Here is a 14,763-nt window from a genome sequence, read left to right on the forward strand (position 1 = left end):
CGGACGTACTTGACCGTAACCGATCGTTCGGGATTGACTGCGCTCTCCCACTCGCCTCCAATGACGTGAGGGCTCCTTGAGCACCGAGCTTCTGGCACCTCTTGACCTGGCGTTCTGGCACCTCGAATCCACCGAGCACCCGATGCACCTCGGCGCGCTCGCCCTCTTCGAGGGCCATGCCGACGCCGATGCCGACACGGTCGCTGCGCTCCTCGCCGAGCGCGCCGCCGCGATTCCCCGGCTGAAAATGCGCGTACGCGACGTCCTGCTGCCTGTCGGCGGCGCGGCCTGGTCCACGGCCAAGGACTTCGACGTACGCCGCCACGTCCGGCAGATCCGGCTCCCCGACGGCGACTTCGCCGCCCACGCCACCCACATCGCCGGGGAACTGATGGAACAGCCGCTCGAACGCGGCCTGCCGCCCTGGGAGATGTACGTCCTCACGGGCGGCACCGCCCCCGGCCCCTTCGCCGTCCTCGTCAAACTCCACCACGCCCTGGCCGACGGCATGCGCGCCGTCGCCATCGGCGCCGGAATCTTCGACCAGATCGCGGGCGCCCGCGCCGCCGGTGCCCGCCGCGAGCGCAGCGTGCCGCCACGGTCCTGGCTGGCGGGCCCGCGCCAGGTCGTCGGCTTCGCCCGCGACCGCATCGAGGAGGTGGGCCGGGCCGTCGGCATCGGCGCGGACGTGCTCCGGGCCAGCCGACTCGACCTGTGGGGAGCCGGGGCCCTCGCGGCCGGCTCCAGCGGAACGCGGCGGCTCGGCACCGCCGTGCTCGGCCTCGACGACGTACTCAAGATCCGCAGGGTGGCGGGAGGCACGGCCAACGACGTGCTGCTCGCCGTCGTCGCGGGCGCCCTGCGCCGCTGGATGCTGGAGCGCGGCGAGCCGCTGCCCGGCGCGGACCCGCGTGCCCTGGTGCCCGTGTCCCGGCGCCGGCCCGGCAGCCCGGCGGGCTCCGGCAACAAACTCTCCGCCTACCTCCTCGGGCTGCCCGTCTCCGAGCCGGACGCCTGGGCGCGGCTCACCTCGGTCCGCGCCGCCATGGACCGCAACAAGGCCCAGGGGCCGGGGCGCGGCGCCGGAGCGGTCGCCGTACTCGCCGATCAACTCCCGCCGCTCGCGCACCGGTTCGGCGCCCCGATCGCGGGCAGTGCGGCCCGGTTGCTCTTCGACGTCCTCGTCACGAGTGTGCCGCTGCCCCGCTCGACGCTCTCGCTGGGCGGCAGCCCGCTGCGCCAGATCTACCCGATGGCGCCGCTGGCTCGCGGCCAGTCCCTGGCCGTCGCCCTGTCGACGTACGGCGGGCAGGTGCACGTCGGCCTCGTCGCCGACGCCAAGGCGGTGCCCGACCTGGACCGGCTGGCCGGGAGCATGAACGACGAGCTGGCCGCACTCCTGCGAGCCGCCACCGGCTGAGGCACGCTGGAAACATGCCTGAGCTGCCGGAAGTGGAAGCACTGCGAGAGTTCCTCGACGCGCACTTGGTCCGACGGGAGATCGCCCGGGTCCTCCCGGTCGCTGTCAGCGTCCTCAAGACGTACGACCCGCCGCTCTCCGCGCTGGAGGGCGCCACCGTCACCGCCGTCGCCCGGCACGGCAAGTTCCTCGACATCGGCGCGGGCGGCCTGCACCTGGTGACACACCTGGCCCGCGCGGGCTGGCTCCACTGGAAGGACGAACTGCCGGCCGCCCCGCCCCGCCCCGGCAAAGGCCCCCTGGCCCTGCGCGTCGCCCTCACCGGCGGGGCGGGCTTCGACCTCACCGAGGCGGGCACGAAGAAGAGCCTCGCCGTGTACGTCGTACGCGACCCCGCCGACGTACCCGGCATCGCACGGCTGGGCCCGGACCCGCTGGCCGAGGACTTCGGCCGCGCCGACTTCGCGGCGCTGCTCGACGGTGAACGGCGCCAGCTCAAGGGCGCGTTGCGCGACCAGAGCCTCATCGCCGGGATCGGCAACGCGTACAGCGACGAGATCCTGCACGCCGCGAAGATGTCCCCGTTCAGGCCCGTCGCGAACCTCACCGAGGACGAGATCACGACGCTGTACGAGGCGATGCGCACCACGCTGGCGGAGGCGGTCGAGCGCTCGCACGGGCTCGCCGCGGGCCGGCTGAAGGCGGAGAAGAAGAGCGGACTGAGGGTCCACGGCCGGACCGGCGAACCGTGCCCGGTCTGCGGCGACACCATCCGGGAAGTGTCCTTCAGCGACTCGTCGCTGCAGTACTGCCCGACGTGCCAGACGGGCGGCAAGCCACTCGCGGACCGTCGGCTGTCGAGGCTGCTCAAGTAACACCCGGTCAAGTAATACCCAGCCCGCGCGAACGCCCGCTCGCCCGGTCCCGAGAGCCCGACGCCCGGGCCCCGGTCCGGGCCCGCTCACGCTTCGATCGTGACCAGGCGCATCCCGTCCAGTGTGCGCACCTCGAAGCGGTCTATCTCGGCGCCGTGCAGCGCGGCGCCGCCCTCCGTGCGCAGTGGATCCTCGTGGCCCCTGGTGTCCGGGAAGCCGTAACCGCCGGCGGGCACCGCCCACGTGGTGACCGTCTGCTCCTTGCCGTCCTTGCCGACCGCTACGAGCTTGCACGTCAAAGGGCCCTTCACCCGCGCCAGTTCGAGGCCGACCCCCGACCCCCAGCCCCGCTCCTGGAGTGCGACGGTTGCCGAGACGCCCGTTGCCGGGTCCGTGGCGGCGTACCGGCGTACCGAATCATCCCCGGGATCCTGGGTCTGAAGGCCCAGCACCGCCACCGGTGCGGCGATGATCAGCGCCGCCGCCGCGGAGATCAGCCGCAAACGGCGCCTGCCACTGCGCCGCCGCCCCGTCTCGATCGCGTCCAGCAGCTGGTTGAGCAGCGTGGGCCTGGGCGGCTCCGGCAGGAGGACGCCGTGGGCGCCGGCAGGGTGCGCGAACGCGGCCAGCGCCGATTCGAGTCCGGCGAACTCACTGAGCCGTACGGCGCAGGTGGCGCAGTCGGCCAGGTGTTCCTCGAAACGGAACGAATCCGCTGGATCGAGGACACCGAGCGCGTACGCGCCGACGTCCCGATGCCGCTGCTTCGGGCTCATGAGTCAGTTCCTTGTGGGGTGGGTCGCGTGGTTCATGGGGGGTGTGGCGGGCGTATCGGGCCCAGTCGTCCTCAGGTACGGAAATGAGCGCGTTTCTGCTCAGGTGCCGGTTGCCGGACACGTCTCCTAAACTCCGCACCATGTTGCGTGCACTGGCTGTCGACGACGAACGACCGGCGCTGGAGGAGCTCCTCTACCTGCTGCGCGCCGATCCCCGGGTCCGCAGCGCGGAAGGGGCCACCGACGCCACCGAGACACTGCGCCGGATCAACCGCGCGCTCGACGCGGGCCCCGACGGCGACGACGCCATCGACGTCGTCTTCCTCGACATCCACATGGCCGGGCTCACCGGACTCGATGTCGCCAGGCTGCTCGCCGGATTCGCCAGGCCGCCGCTCATCGTCTTCGTCACCGCCCACGAGGGGTTCGCCGTCCAGGCCTTCGACCTCAAGGCCGTCGACTACGTCCTCAAGCCGGTCCGCAGGGAGCGACTCGCCGAGGCCGTACGCCGCGTCTGCGACCAGGTGGAATCGGCACGGGCTCCAGCGCCGGCCCTGCCACCGCAGCCAGGCACCGTTGACCACATCCCCGTCGAACTGGGTGGAGTAACCCGCTTCATCCCGATCGACGACATCGCGTACGTCGAGGCCCAGGGCGACTACGCCCGCCTCCACACGCCCGCCGGCAGCCACCTCGTGCGCATCCCGCTCTCCACCCTGGAGGAGCGCTGGGCCGCCCGCGGCTTCGTCCGGATACACCGCCGCCACCTCGTCGCCCTGGCCCGCATCGACGAACTGCGGCTGGACGCGGGGGCAACGAGCGTACGGGTCGGCGAAGCCGAACTCGCGGTGAGCCGCCGCCACGCCCGCGAGCTCCGCGACCTGCTGATGCTCCCCCGCAGCCGCCCCAAGGGCACGGGAGGTACCCCGACCGCGAGCGGCTGACCAGCTGCCTCTACCCACGCCGGGTGCCGCTGCATAGACTCCCGGCGATGTCCGCAGAGCCGCAGCCCCGCCGCGAAATCGTCACCGGAGTGCCCCGCAGCGCCCGGCGGCGGCCGCCCGGCCACGCCCCGGCACGGTCCGAGATCACGGAGCAGACGACGCTGGGCGCGACGTACGTCCGATCCCTGATGCGCAGTCAGCTGCGCACGGCCGCGATCTCGCTCGGTGCCCTGGTACTGCTCGTCGGCTCGCTGCCGCTGCTGTTCGCGCTGCCGCAGGTCTTCACCGGCTCCGACCTGCCGTCGCCCGCGCCCTTCGTCTGGGCGGCGCTCGGCGTGGCCGTCTACCCCGTCATGTGGCTGATCGCCCGATGGCAGGTCCGGCGCGCGGAGCGCAACGAGCGCGCGTTCAGCAAGCTGGTCGAAGGGCGGTGACCGGACGATGCTGGGCCTTCCCGGAGTGAAGCCCCGGCAAGTTCCCGGAGTAAAGCCCCGGCAAGTCCCTGCCCTCCGGCCGGACCGGGCGGGCCGCTCCGCCGGACAGTCTTCGCGGGGTGGCGTCGAGTGAACCAGGCGTACGCGGTGGCCGCCGTCACCGTCGTCGTGCTCGCCACCGTGCTCATCGGCGCCCTCGGCCTGCGCATATCCCGTACCACCTCCGACTTCTACGTCGCCTCCCGCAGTGTCAAGCCCGGCCTCAACGCCGCCGCCATCAGCGGCGAATACCTCTCCGCCGCCTCCTTCCTCGGCGTCGCCGGACTCGTCCTCCTCCAGGGCCCCGAAATGCTCTGGTACCCGGTCGGCTACACCGCCGGCTATCTCGTCCTCCTCGTCCTCGTCGCAGCCCCGCTGCGCCGCTCCGGGGCGTACACGCTCTCCGACTTCGCCGAGGCGAGGCTCGAATCGCCGCAGGTCCGCAGGCTCGCCAGCCTTTTCGTCGTCGGCATCGGCTGGCTCTACCTGCTGCCCCAGCTCCAGGGCGCCGGCCTGACCCTGGAGATACTCACCGGCGCACCCGACTGGGTCGGCGGACTGGTCGTCGCGGTCGTCGTGACCGGGGCGGTGGCGGCGGGCGGGATGCGCAGCATCACCTTCGTGCAGGCCTTCCAGTACTGGCTCAAGCTCACCGCACTGCTCGTCCCCGCCCTCTTCCTCGTCGTCGCCTGGCTGGGGGACGACGCCCCGCGCGCACGGTTTGCGGAGCCCGCGACCTTCCGTGAGCACACGGTCGTGACGATCGACGACACCGTACGGATCGACCTCGACCGGCCGCTGCGCGTCACCGTGACCGGCAGCGTCGACGACCGGCGCTACCACCGGCAGCCGCTCGGCCTCGACGCCGGCGTCCATCTCATCGGCGCGGGCACGACCCTCGGCTTCCCCGCCGACGCCCAGGTCCCGGAGAAGGCCGCCGCCGAGGGGGCGGGGGCGTCCAGCTGGTCGCAGCCGCTGGCCAGCAGCCGCGAGGAGCACCCGCTGTACGCGACGTACGGGCTGATCCTCGCCACTTTCCTCGGCACGATGGGGCTGCCGCACGTCGCCGTGCGCTTCTACACCAGCCCCAACGGCACCGCGGCCCGCCGCACCACCCTTGTCGTACTCGGCCTGGTCGGAGCGTTCTACCTGCTGCCGCCGGTCTACGGAGCGCTCGGCCGGATCTACGCGCCCGAGCTGTCCCTCACCGGGGAGGCGGACGCCGCCGTTCTGGTCCTGCCCGACCGGATCATCGGCGGCGTCGGCGGCGACCTGCTGGGGGCGCTGCTCGCGGGCGGGGCGTTCGCGGCGTTCCTGTCGACCGCCTCCGGGCTGACCATGTCGGTCGCGGGCGTGCTCACCCAGGACGTCCTCCCGGCGCGCGGGGTGCGCCACTTCAGGCTCGCGACCGTCCTCGCCATGGCGGTGCCGCTCGCGCTGAGCATCGTGACCGTCAATGTGCCGGTGGCCGACGCCGTGGGCCTCGCCTTCGCCGTCTCCGCCTCCTCCTTCTGCCCGCTGCTCGTCCTCGGCATCTGGTGGCGGGGACTCACCCCGCCGGGCGCGGTGGCCGGCCTGGTCGTCGGCGGCGGGGCCGCGCTGACCGCGGTGATGACGACGAGGGCGGGGCTGCCCGCAGGCGGCTGGTCGCACTCGCTGCTGGCCTGGCCCGCCGTCTGGTCGGTGCCGCTCGGCTTCCTGACGATGGTGCTGGTGTCGCTGGCGACCCGCGACCGTATACCTGCCGGGACGGCCGCCACCCTGGCCAGACTTCACCTGCCCGAGGAATTGATGGCGAAGGCCGACACGGGCCTGAGCGTGAATGGGGAACGATGACCGGGATCGAAATCGCGGCGTTGGCCGCCGCCGGCGCCGTACTCCTCGCCGTCGGCATCGTCCTGGGCCGCGTCACCGCCCGGCACGGGCGAGGCGAGGACCTCGACCTCGGTACGCCCGTCGAGCGCGCCACCTTCCAGACCCTGCACACCGCGTCGCTGGCCGCACCCCCGCTGCGCGCGGGCCTCACCGAGGACACGGCCCGCAAGGCCGCCCGCCGGCTGCGCTCCCTGCTCGGCACCGAGGCGCTCTGCCTCACCGACCGCGAGACGGTGCTCGCCTGGGACGGGCCGGGTGTCGGCCATCACCGGGAGCCGGTGATGCGCCGCGTACGGGAGATGCTCGACTCGGGGCGGAGCCAGAGCGTACGCACGGACTGCGACGACCTCCAGTGCCCGCTGCGCTGGGCGGTGATCGCGCCGCTGACCGGCGAGGAGGGCGTGCTGGGCGCGCTCGTCGCGTACGGGTCACGGGAATCGGCCGTACTGGTCAGGGCCGCCACCGAGGTGGCCCGCTGGGTGTCCGTTCAACTGGAACTGGCGGAGCTCGACCGCTCGCGGACCCGGATCGTCGAGGCGGAGATCCGCGCCCTGCGTGCCCAGATATCGCCGCATTTCATCTTCAACTCGCTCGCCGCGATCGCCTCGTTCGTACGCACCGACCCCGAGCGTGCCCGCGAACTCCTCCTGGAGTTCGCCGACTTCACCCGCTACTCCTTCCGCAGGCACGGCGACTTCACCAACCTCGCCGACGAACTGCGCTCCATCGAGCAGTACCTGGCGCTGGCGGGCGCCCGCTTCGGCGACCGCCTCAAGGTGACGCTCCAGGTCGCCCCCGAGGTGCTGCCGGTGGCGTTGCCCTTCCTCTGCCTCCAGCCGCTCGTCGAGAACGCCGTCAAGCACGGGCTCGAAGACTCCCGGGACGAGTTCAAGGTCACCATCGCCGCGCAGGACGCGGGCTCCGAGGCCATGGTGATCATCGAGGACAACGGCGTCGGCATGGACCCGGAGCGGCTGCGCCGGATCCTCGCGGGCGAGCACACCACCTCGTCCGGCATCGGCCTCTCCAATGTCGACGACCGGCTGCGCCAGGTGTACGGGGACGAATACGGACTCGTCATCGAGACGGGCGTCGGCGCGGGCATGAAGATCACGTTGCGATTCCCCAAGTACCGCGCGGGCGTGCACTCGTCGGCGCCCGCCGGGCGCGAGCCGGATCAGCATCAGAAGAGGTGGATGGCGAGATGACCGAGCGGCAGCCCCAACTGCCAGGCGGGCATCCACACCTTCTCGCTCTCGTCCACGAGGTCCTCCCCGGGGCCGTCTCCGGGACCTTCGCCGGGATCGTTCCCGGGATCCTCCGCGAGTTCCCGCGCCCGGGGCGCGGGGAGCGCCCCGCCGAGGTCGGCGGCGAGCAGTTCGGTGTCGTTCAGCCACCGCCATGACACCAGGGCCAGTTCCAGGTCGGGGTCGAGCGTCTTGCGGCCGTCGGCGCGGGCCATGCGGTCGGCGAGCCTTTCCCGTACCCACTTCTCCCAGGGATGGCCGTACGTGGTGAGCGAGAGCCACTCGTCCAGGCCGGCCACGACGCGGATGCCGGACAACTCGTCCGAGCTGTCGGACAGGTAGATGGTGAGCGCCAGCGTTTCCCGACCCGCCCGGAACTCGAGCGTGCCGGGCGGAATCAGATTGCCCGTGCGGAGCAGCTCGTCGCCGATGTACTCGGCGTACAGCCAAGCCATCGGTACCGCAAGCCTGTCTCCGCTGGTGCCATTCGTACTCTCGGGCAGCACAGCACTCCACCTTCTCCCGGACGGATCTGTTCTGTGTTTTCGGGGCATCGCCGAGCTTTCACTCTCAGACACGCACAGCGTGGGGTCTTTACTCAACTTGGCGCTGTGGTTTCGAATTCGGCCTGGTCTGCACGGGTGCGGGAGGGAGAAGAATTGACCTGCGGTGCGGGCGGGACGAGGGGGGCTCAGGAGGTGTCGAGCCCGTAGCCGTGCAACGCCTTCCTGAGCGCGCGCAGCGCGTAGCACGTACGGGACTTGACGGTGCCGGCCGGTATGCCGAGCGCCTCGGAAGCCTCCGCGACCGACCGGCCGCGGAAATAGACCTGCGTCAGCACTTCGCGATGGGCGCCGCGCAGCGTCCTGACGGCCTCGCGCACATCGAGTGCGGTCACTGAGCGTTCCGCGTGGTCGTCGGGGAGGGCCGAGTGCTCCAGTGCGTCGGCGCCGACCTCGTACGGCCGGGAACGGCGTGCACGCCGGGCGTCGATCGCCAGCCTGCGGCCCACCGTGAACAGCCACGGGCGCATCGAATCGTGTCCGCTCGCCAGCGCCTCGGGATGCTGCCAGGCCCGTACCAGGGTCTCCTGGAGCAGGTCCTCCGCCCGCTGCCTGTCCCCGTAGGTGAGGCCGAGAAGGAAGCTGAAGAGCGCCTTGCCATGCTCGCGCTGAAGGTCGGCGAGCGCCCGCTCGTCGGTGTGCTGCTTGAGGGAGGAAGTCACCGTTGACACTCCTTCGGGAGACCGGGTGGCCGTTGGCCGGACGGCCGCGAAGGTATCCGCCACCTGGCGTGATTGCGGCTGTGCTGCACGCGGCGTTCGAACGGGCGGCAAGGGCGTGCGGTGAGCGGTCGAACGGTGCGACGAGCGGCACGCCGAACGGTCCCCCGCACCGTGCGGCATCCGGCCGTATCCGGCCACCTGATCGAGCGACAGCGGTGTCCCCTGAAATGCGGCTGACCACTCTTATGGGTTCATTTGTATGACTATCCCCAACGGTGGAAGTCGGTCAGATGATGAAGCGAAAGCTGCAAGGGGCGGCGGCCGTGACCGTGCTGCTGATCGGAAGTGCGACAGCCTGCACAGGACACAACGCGGCCACGCACCAGGGCTCGGCCCCCTCGGCGGCAGGCGCGTTCGCAAAGGAGCGCGGTTTCACCCTCGTCGCATCGGGCGACGTACTCCCGCACGCCTCGATCATCCGCCAGGCCGTACGGGACGCGGGCGGCAGCGGCTACGACTTCCGGCCGATGCTGTCCGGCGCCAAGCCGGTCGTCTCCGAGGCCGATCTCGCGATATGCCACATGGAGACGGTGTACGGCCCGGACGGCGGCCCGTACACCGGCTACCCCAACTTCCAGTCCCCGCCCGAGGTGGCCGCGGGCCTCCGGGCCACCGGCTACGACGCCTGCTCCACCGCGTCCAACCACACCCTGGACGCGGGCACTGCCGGCATAGAAAGGACCCTCGGCGCGCTCGACAAGGCAGGCGTCAAGCACGCGGGCTCCGCCCGCACCGAGGCCGAGTCCCGGCAGCCCGCATGGCTGGATGCGGGCACCGCCAAGGTCGCCCAGCTCTCGTACACCCACGGCACCAACGGGTACCCGCTGCCCGAAGACCGGCCCTGGGCGGTGAACCTGATGGACGAGCGCAAGATAGTCGCCGACGCGCGGGCTGCCAGGAAGGAGGGCGCCGACGTCGTGCTGGTCTCGCTGCACTGGGGCACGGAGTGGCAGGACGCCCCCGACGACCAGCAGCTGCGGCTGGGCAGGGCGCTCACCGCGTCGCAGACCGGTGGCCGCCCCGACATCGACCTGATCCTCGGCACGCACGCGCATGTCCCGCAGGCGTACGAGAAGGTCAACGGCACCTGGATCATCTACGGCATGGGCGACCAGATCGCCGGCCCGATGATCAACTACACGGGCGCCCACGACCCCCGCGGCAACCAGGGCACCATCGGCCGCTTCACCTTCGCACCGCCCGAACGGTCCGGGCAGCGCTGGGAGGTGCGGAAGGCGGAGTTCATACCGCAGTGGTTCGACACGGACGCGGGCCGGACGGTGAACCTCAACGCCGCGATCGGCCGCGGCGCCGACCACACGGCCGTACGGGACACCATCCGCCAGGTCGTCCTCAGTCGGGACGCCGCCGAAGCAGGCCTGCTCATGGGCGAATAGCGGGCGGCCCCGGCCCACGGCCCCGGCCCACTCCTGTCCGCTCCTACTCCTCGCTGCGCACCTGAGCCCCGGGCGGCGTCTTCGCCAGCTCCGACCGCGAACCACACCGCGAAGCGGGCCCGCGCCTCCCAGTTCAGGAACGTGATCAGCCAGATCGAGAACACCACCCCGATCGCCGGAACGAACGGCATCCCGGGGCAGCGGAAGGTGCGCGACAGGTCCGGCTGCCTGTACCGCAGCAAGATCATGGCGATGCACACCACGACGAACGCCAACAGGATCCCGATATTGGTCAGTTCGGCCGCTTCGCCGATCGGCAGGAACCCGGCGATCACCGCCGACGCGACGCCGACGATCCAGGTCACCCAGACCGGGTCGCCGCACCCGTGAAGGCCCCGCCGACCCGAACGGGAAGAACGGGTTCCGTACGCCCATTGGGTACTTCGTCATCCGTTGCCGGTGTTGGTCGGCCGCCGGGGGCTGAGGCCGTGCGAGCTATTAGTCATGAAAAAGGATGAGATGCTACCGGGGCGCAGAGTGGTACTGCGCCTCGCCGCCTGCTTCGGAGCCGTCACCGTCCTGCGGGCGCTGAGCCCTGACCAGGCCCAGCCGCCGGGCGGCCCTCCCTCCTCCGGAGGGCCGCCCCGGGCCGCGGGCCCCCAGGCCGGTGCGCCGGTCAGGGTCTCGTCGTACCGGCTGCAGCCCATGACGGCGCACGCGCCGCCCAGATTCCGGCCCGCCCGTTCGCTCGTGCGGCAACGGCCGTTCCTGCGGTTGGCCGGGCTCGGCCACAGCATGGTCCTGACCTTCGACGATGGTCCCGACCCGCGCTTCACGCCGGGCATCCTCAGCACGCTGCGCCATTACGACGTGCGCGCGATGTTCTTCGTATGCGGCGAAATGGCAGACGTGCACCGGGACTTGCTGCGGGAGATGGCCGAAGACGGGCATGTCGTCGGCAACCACACCTGGTCCCATCCGCTGATCCCGAGGCTCTCGCGCGACGCCATCCGCGACGAGCTGGGGCGTACCAGCGAGGTGATCGAGCGGGCCGTCGGGTATGCCCCGGCCTGGTACCGCGCACCGTACGGAGCGTGGAGCCGCAGTTCGTTCGAGATCGCTGCGGAGCTCGGCATGGAACCGCTCGGCTGGAGCCTCGACACCCTGGACTGGCGCGAGCCCGGCACCGGCACGATCGTCCGCCGGGTGCGCGAGGGTGCCGGTCCCGGTGTGGTGGTGCTGTCGCACGACGCCGGCGGCTACCGTGCGCAGAGCGTGGCGGCCCTGCGCACGTATCTGCCGTGGCTGCTCGACGCGGGGTACCGGATCGCGGTGCCCAACCCGATGCCCCGGATGTGACGACCAGCCCCCCGCCCTGGTCGCCGCCCGTCAGCGGGTGGCGACCAGGCGGGCGAAGGCGACGACATTGCCGGCGTAACCGGTCGCCCTCGAATAGCCGCCGCCGCAGGTGATCAGCCGCAGTTCCGGGTGCCCGGTGTCCCCGTACACGTGGGCGCCCGGGAAGTTCTCCTTCGAGTACACCTGGACGCCGTAGACCTCGAACACGGCGGTGCGGCCGTCGTAGCGGATCACCTCGACCCGGTTGCCCTTTTCCAGCGAGCCGAGACCGAAGAAGACCGCGGGACCCGAGTCGTTGTCGACATGGCCGGTGATGACCGAGGTGCCTCGCTGGCCGGGGGAGATGCCGTTCTGGTACCAGCCCGCCAGGTTCGGGTCCTGGGCGTGCGGTGCGTCGATCCAGCCCTCCGCGTCGAGCCCCACGTCGACGATCGGGGCGTCGACCTGGATGACGGGGACGCGGACCCGTGAGGCCGGGGCGTACGGCAGAGGCCGGACAGCGGCCGGCGCCGCCGGTGTGGCGGCGGCGTCGGGAATGCTCTTGAGCGCGGCGGCCGAGGCCGGCTGCGGGGGGCCGAGCGATACGTCGGCGCCGTTCCGCATGAGCGCGAGGCCGGTGAGCATGACCAGGGCCAGGACCCCCCACGGCGAGCGCTTCCTCGGATCCGAGCCGCTGTACTGCTGGCCCATGGTGCTCCCTTCGTCGCGTCTGTACGGACGCTAAGTGCGGGACGTGGGAGCGGCGAGGTGTGAGGGGCGAACGGGTGGCGTGGCGGCCTTCAGTGACCCATCCGGGTGGCTCGTCGTACAAAAGTATCTGACGGTCTGTGACCTGCGACTCCGTCAGATCAGGGTGCTTTGCACCGGCGTGTCGCCTCACCGGGGTGGACCAGTCCCGAAATGCGCTGGTTGCGAGGCGCAGTGAGTGTTCGTCATGGGACGCGTTCTCGTCGATCTTCCCGGAGCACCGCTCCGGGGCGCCGTCCCATGGGAGGTTCTACGATGCGTGCTTCACGCGCTTTCGCGGCGACCGTGGCGGCTTGCGCGGCGGTCGGACTCGCAGCTCCGGCGGCTGTTGCCAGCAGCGGCCCGGGCAACGTCAATGTCAACCCGTTCTCGGTCCACCAGGGCGGCAGGATGACGGTCAGCGCCGCCGGCTGCACCCACGGCGGCACCGTGACGTCCAACGCCTTCCCGACGGCCCGTCTCTCGGCGGGCGCCACGGGGTACGCCACTGCCAAGATCCGGCACAACGCCACTCCGGGGCACTACAACCTGGCCGTCAAGTGCAATGACAATCCGTTGACGGCAACGCATCAGTACACCGTCCTCGCGGCCCGCGGCGCGCAGGGCGGTCTGGGCGGATCGCTCAATCCGTCCGACACGGAAATGGCGGTCGGCGCTGCCCTCGTCGGTACGGCTGCCATCGGCGGCGGAATCTTCATCATGCGCCGTCGCCGCATGAACAACCACGGCTCCTGACAGCGCGTACTCTCTCTTTCGGATCTTCCCGGTCTTCCGGGCAGCACGCAGAAACGTCCGTCGCCCCGAGTCCCTGTGAGGACGCGGGGCGACGGACGTGTGAAGCGGAGGCGGTTATTCTGCCGAGCGGTCAGGTCTGCCGGCTGTTGCTCCGTCGGCGCAGTACGTAGACCACACCTCCCGCAGCAGCGACAACGAGCGCCGCACCGGCGACGATCTCCCCGGTGTCCATCCCTCCGACGCTGCCGCCGGTACCGCCGCGGGCGGGCCGGGTCGGGACGGGGGTGGTGGTGGCGCTGATCGTGCGCGTGGCCGACGGTGTGGGCGTGGACGTGGCGCCACCGGCGATGGTGAGGTCGGACGTGTCCGTCCCCTTGGTACAGCTGTACGTCACCGTGTAGACGGCGCCACGTTTGGCGTCCCAGTCGACCGTGGCGGTGGCCGATCCCCCGACGGGGATGGTGGTGGTGTCGAACACCCCGGACGTCACCGTGGCGGGCGAATTGCAGCCGGTGACGGTCAATCTGACTTGTCCGCCGGCGGCGATGGTGGACGGGGTGGCGGTGCCGATCACTGCGGTGCCCTTGGCGTCGGCGGCCGAGGCGCCAGGGGCGCCGAGCGAGAGAGCGGCAACGCCGAGCGCGGCGGCCGACGCGAGCGTTATCGCGCGCATGGTCAAATCCTCCGGTCTCCGAGGAGCAGCGGCGGAACCTTTATCCACTCATGGCAGGAAATTGCACCTCGATACCCGGAACGCTAGGAGTAGTGGTGGAGGCGCGCGAACACAGTCGTGCGAATGGGGCAATGGTGTCCCCCACTCAGCCCACAGCCGACCCCGCCATCCCTGGGATTTCATCACTTGGTCGCGTCCGGGAAGAGGTCCATGAAGGGCCCGGCGGTGGCTGAAATGCCGCGGCCGAAGGGGGCGTCGAAGTCCCAGATGAGGAAGAGCAGGAAGGCGATGAGCGCGCTGTAGAGGCCGGCCAGGAGCAGTTCCCGTCCGGTGCGGCGGATCTGGAGGGTGAAGACCAGGCCGACGGCGACCAGCGCTCCGATGATGAGGCCGAACCAGACGACGCCCGGCATGGTGGCGCTCGCGCCCTGTCCGCGCGCGCCCCGGGCGTCGTCCACGGCGGCCACCTGGTCGACCAGCGGCTGATAGGCCTGGCCCTCGTGGTCGGTCCTGGGCTTGTAGTCGGTGACGTCGCGGCGCAGTTTGTCCAGGAGTTCGGCGCCGCGTTCGCTGAGGGTTCCCTGTTCGGACATGTGATTCCACTCGGTGTGGATGACGTACGAGACGTACGCGTCGACGTCGGCGCGGATACGGTCGCGGACCTCGGCGGGGTAGACCTCGGAGCGGGCGCTCACCTCGTGCAGGGCCTGGGCCTCCTGCCGTACGGAATCCTGGGCGGCGGTGCGGCCCTCCCAGACGCCGGCGATGGCCAGGCCCAGCACGATCGCGTAGACCACGCCGATCATCATCGTCATGTACTCGATGACGTCCGGGGTCTCCGAGGGGTCGTCGTTGTCGCCGACGCGGCGGTGATTGATGACGGTGATGGTGAGGACGACCGCGCACGCGGACGCCATCGCAATGCTCAGAACAAGCCATTCCGACACGTGAACCTCT

At 71.0% G+C, this 14,763-nt stretch carries 15 protein-coding genes and 1 pseudogene; 9 read left to right on the forward strand and 7 right to left on the reverse strand.

Going from position 1 to position 14,763, the window contains the following annotated elements:
- Positions 1–76 precede the first annotated feature (76 nt).
- Together PXH83_RS29195 and PXH83_RS29200 are read left to right on the forward strand one after the other, a co-directional pair.
- The gene (locus PXH83_RS29195) at positions 77–1,420 is read left to right on the forward strand and encodes a wax ester/triacylglycerol synthase family O-acyltransferase (RefSeq protein ID WP_274564386.1); all 1,344 of its coding nucleotides are present in this window, start codon (positions 77–79) and stop codon (positions 1,418–1,420) included.
- Between the two features lie 14 nt (positions 1,421–1,434).
- Complete coding sequence (locus tag PXH83_RS29200; protein ID WP_274564388.1) at positions 1,435–2,295, forward strand: Fpg/Nei family DNA glycosylase; 861 nt, start codon at positions 1,435–1,437, stop codon at positions 2,293–2,295.
- An 86-nt stretch (positions 2,296–2,381) separates the two neighbouring features.
- Here the strand turns inward: PXH83_RS29200 and PXH83_RS29205 are convergent, their stop codons facing one another.
- On the reverse strand, positions 2,382–3,071 hold the full coding sequence (locus PXH83_RS29205) for a zf-HC2 domain-containing protein (RefSeq protein ID WP_274564390.1): 690 nt from the start codon (positions 3,069–3,071) through the stop codon (positions 2,382–2,384).
- Between the two features lie 140 nt (positions 3,072–3,211).
- Here PXH83_RS29205 and PXH83_RS29210 point away from each other — a divergent pair, with 140 nt between their 5' ends.
- The 4 genes from PXH83_RS29210 (at position 3,212) to PXH83_RS29225 (ending at position 7,571) form a co-directional block, all read left to right on the forward strand.
- The gene (locus tag PXH83_RS29210) at positions 3,212–4,015 is read left to right on the forward strand and encodes a LytR/AlgR family response regulator transcription factor (RefSeq protein ID WP_274564391.1); all 804 of its coding nucleotides are present in this window, start codon (positions 3,212–3,214) and stop codon (positions 4,013–4,015) included.
- A gap of 47 nt (positions 4,016–4,062) precedes the next feature.
- Entirely contained in the window at positions 4,063–4,449 is a 387-nt protein-coding gene (locus tag PXH83_RS29215; RefSeq protein ID WP_214929216.1) for a hypothetical protein, read from the forward strand.
- Positions 4,450–4,578: 129 nt separating this feature from the next.
- Positions 4,579–6,324, forward strand: a complete 1,746-nt coding sequence (locus PXH83_RS29220) for a sodium/solute symporter (protein WP_274564393.1) — start codon at positions 4,579–4,581, stop codon at positions 6,322–6,324.
- The gene (locus tag PXH83_RS29225) at positions 6,321–7,571 is read left to right on the forward strand and encodes a histidine kinase (protein ID WP_274564395.1); all 1,251 of its coding nucleotides are present in this window, start codon (positions 6,321–6,323) and stop codon (positions 7,569–7,571) included. Before PXH83_RS29220 ends, PXH83_RS29225 begins: the two co-directional genes overlap by 4 nt.
- Here the strand turns inward: PXH83_RS29225 and PXH83_RS29230 are convergent.
- Positions 7,547–8,065 carry a hypothetical protein gene (locus PXH83_RS29230; protein ID WP_274564397.1) on the reverse strand — a complete coding sequence of 173 codons (519 nt, stop codon included), beginning with the start codon at positions 8,063–8,065 and terminating at the stop codon, positions 7,547–7,549. The two genes, PXH83_RS29225 and PXH83_RS29230, sit on opposite strands and share 25 nt — an antisense overlap.
- A 236-nt stretch (positions 8,066–8,301) precedes the next feature.
- Entirely contained in the window at positions 8,302–8,835 is a 534-nt protein-coding gene (locus PXH83_RS29235; protein WP_274564399.1) for a sigma-70 family RNA polymerase sigma factor, read from the reverse strand.
- A gap of 290 nt (positions 8,836–9,125) precedes the next feature.
- Between PXH83_RS29235 and PXH83_RS29240 the strand changes: the two genes are divergently transcribed.
- A complete protein-coding gene (locus tag PXH83_RS29240; protein WP_274564400.1) occupies positions 9,126–10,292 on the forward strand; it encodes a CapA family protein in 1,167 nt (388 codons plus the stop codon).
- A gap of 89 nt (positions 10,293–10,381) precedes the next feature.
- Here the strand turns inward: PXH83_RS29240 and PXH83_RS29245 are convergent.
- Positions 10,382–10,666, reverse strand: a pseudogene (locus PXH83_RS29245) (amino acid permease C-terminal domain-containing protein); the annotation flags it as partial.
- A gap of 130 nt (positions 10,667–10,796) precedes the next feature.
- Here PXH83_RS29245 and PXH83_RS29250 point away from each other — a divergent pair.
- A complete protein-coding gene (locus tag PXH83_RS29250) occupies positions 10,797–11,651 on the forward strand; it encodes a polysaccharide deacetylase family protein (RefSeq protein ID WP_274564401.1) in 855 nt (284 codons plus the stop codon).
- A 30-nt stretch (positions 11,652–11,681) separates the two neighbouring features.
- On the opposite strand, the gene PXH83_RS29255 is transcribed toward PXH83_RS29250, so the two are convergent.
- Positions 11,682–12,341 (reverse strand): class F sortase, encoded by a 660-nt coding sequence (locus tag PXH83_RS29255; protein ID WP_274564402.1) that lies wholly within the window; start codon positions 12,339–12,341, stop codon positions 11,682–11,684.
- 312 nt (positions 12,342–12,653) lie between these two features.
- Between PXH83_RS29255 and PXH83_RS29260 the strand changes: the two genes are divergently transcribed.
- Positions 12,654–13,133, forward strand: coding sequence for a hypothetical protein (locus PXH83_RS29260; RefSeq protein WP_274564403.1), 480 nt, complete (start codon positions 12,654–12,656; stop codon positions 13,131–13,133).
- A 130-nt stretch (positions 13,134–13,263) separates the two neighbouring features.
- On the opposite strand, the gene PXH83_RS29265 is transcribed toward PXH83_RS29260, so the two are convergent.
- Both PXH83_RS29265 and PXH83_RS29270 read right to left on the reverse strand, forming a co-directional pair.
- Complete coding sequence (locus PXH83_RS29265; protein WP_274564404.1) at positions 13,264–13,806, reverse strand: hypothetical protein; 543 nt, start codon at positions 13,804–13,806, stop codon at positions 13,264–13,266.
- Between the two features lie 182 nt (positions 13,807–13,988).
- Complete coding sequence (locus PXH83_RS29270) at positions 13,989–14,753, reverse strand: bestrophin-like domain (protein WP_274564405.1); 765 nt, start codon at positions 14,751–14,753, stop codon at positions 13,989–13,991.
- Positions 14,754–14,763 lie beyond the last annotated feature (10 nt).

This window comes from Streptomyces spiramyceticus (assembly GCF_028807635.1).
In the GTDB taxonomy this organism is placed as follows: Bacteria; Actinomycetota; Actinomycetes; order Streptomycetales; family Streptomycetaceae; genus Streptomyces; species Streptomyces spiramyceticus.

Bases quoted from the DNA above. Each gene is read 5' to 3' on its own strand.
- PXH83_RS29240 (WP_274564400.1), top strand. From the start codon at position 9,126: ATGATGAAGCGAAAGCTGCAAGGGGCGGCGGCCGTGACCGTGCTGCTG.
- PXH83_RS29225 (WP_274564395.1), top strand. From the start codon at position 6,321: ATGACCGGGATCGAAATCGCGGCGTTGGCCGCCGCCGGCGCCGTACTC.
- PXH83_RS29265 (WP_274564404.1), bottom strand. From the start codon at position 13,806: ATGCGCGCGATAACGCTCGCGTCGGCCGCCGCGCTCGGCGTTGCCGCT.
- PXH83_RS29205 (WP_274564390.1), bottom strand. From the start codon at position 3,071: ATGAGCCCGAAGCAGCGGCATCGGGACGTCGGCGCGTACGCGCTCGGT.
- PXH83_RS29215 (WP_214929216.1), top strand. From the start codon at position 4,063: ATGTCCGCAGAGCCGCAGCCCCGCCGCGAAATCGTCACCGGAGTGCCC.
- PXH83_RS29250 (WP_274564401.1), top strand. From the start codon at position 10,797: ATGAAAAAGGATGAGATGCTACCGGGGCGCAGAGTGGTACTGCGCCTC.
- PXH83_RS29200 (WP_274564388.1), top strand. From the start codon at position 1,435: ATGCCTGAGCTGCCGGAAGTGGAAGCACTGCGAGAGTTCCTCGACGCG.
- PXH83_RS29210 (WP_274564391.1), top strand. From the start codon at position 3,212: ATGTTGCGTGCACTGGCTGTCGACGACGAACGACCGGCGCTGGAGGAG.
- PXH83_RS29260 (WP_274564403.1), top strand. From the start codon at position 12,654: ATGCGTGCTTCACGCGCTTTCGCGGCGACCGTGGCGGCTTGCGCGGCG.
- PXH83_RS29255 (WP_274564402.1), bottom strand. From the start codon at position 12,341: ATGGGCCAGCAGTACAGCGGCTCGGATCCGAGGAAGCGCTCGCCGTGG.
- PXH83_RS29230 (WP_274564397.1), bottom strand. From the start codon at position 8,065: ATGGCTTGGCTGTACGCCGAGTACATCGGCGACGAGCTGCTCCGCACG.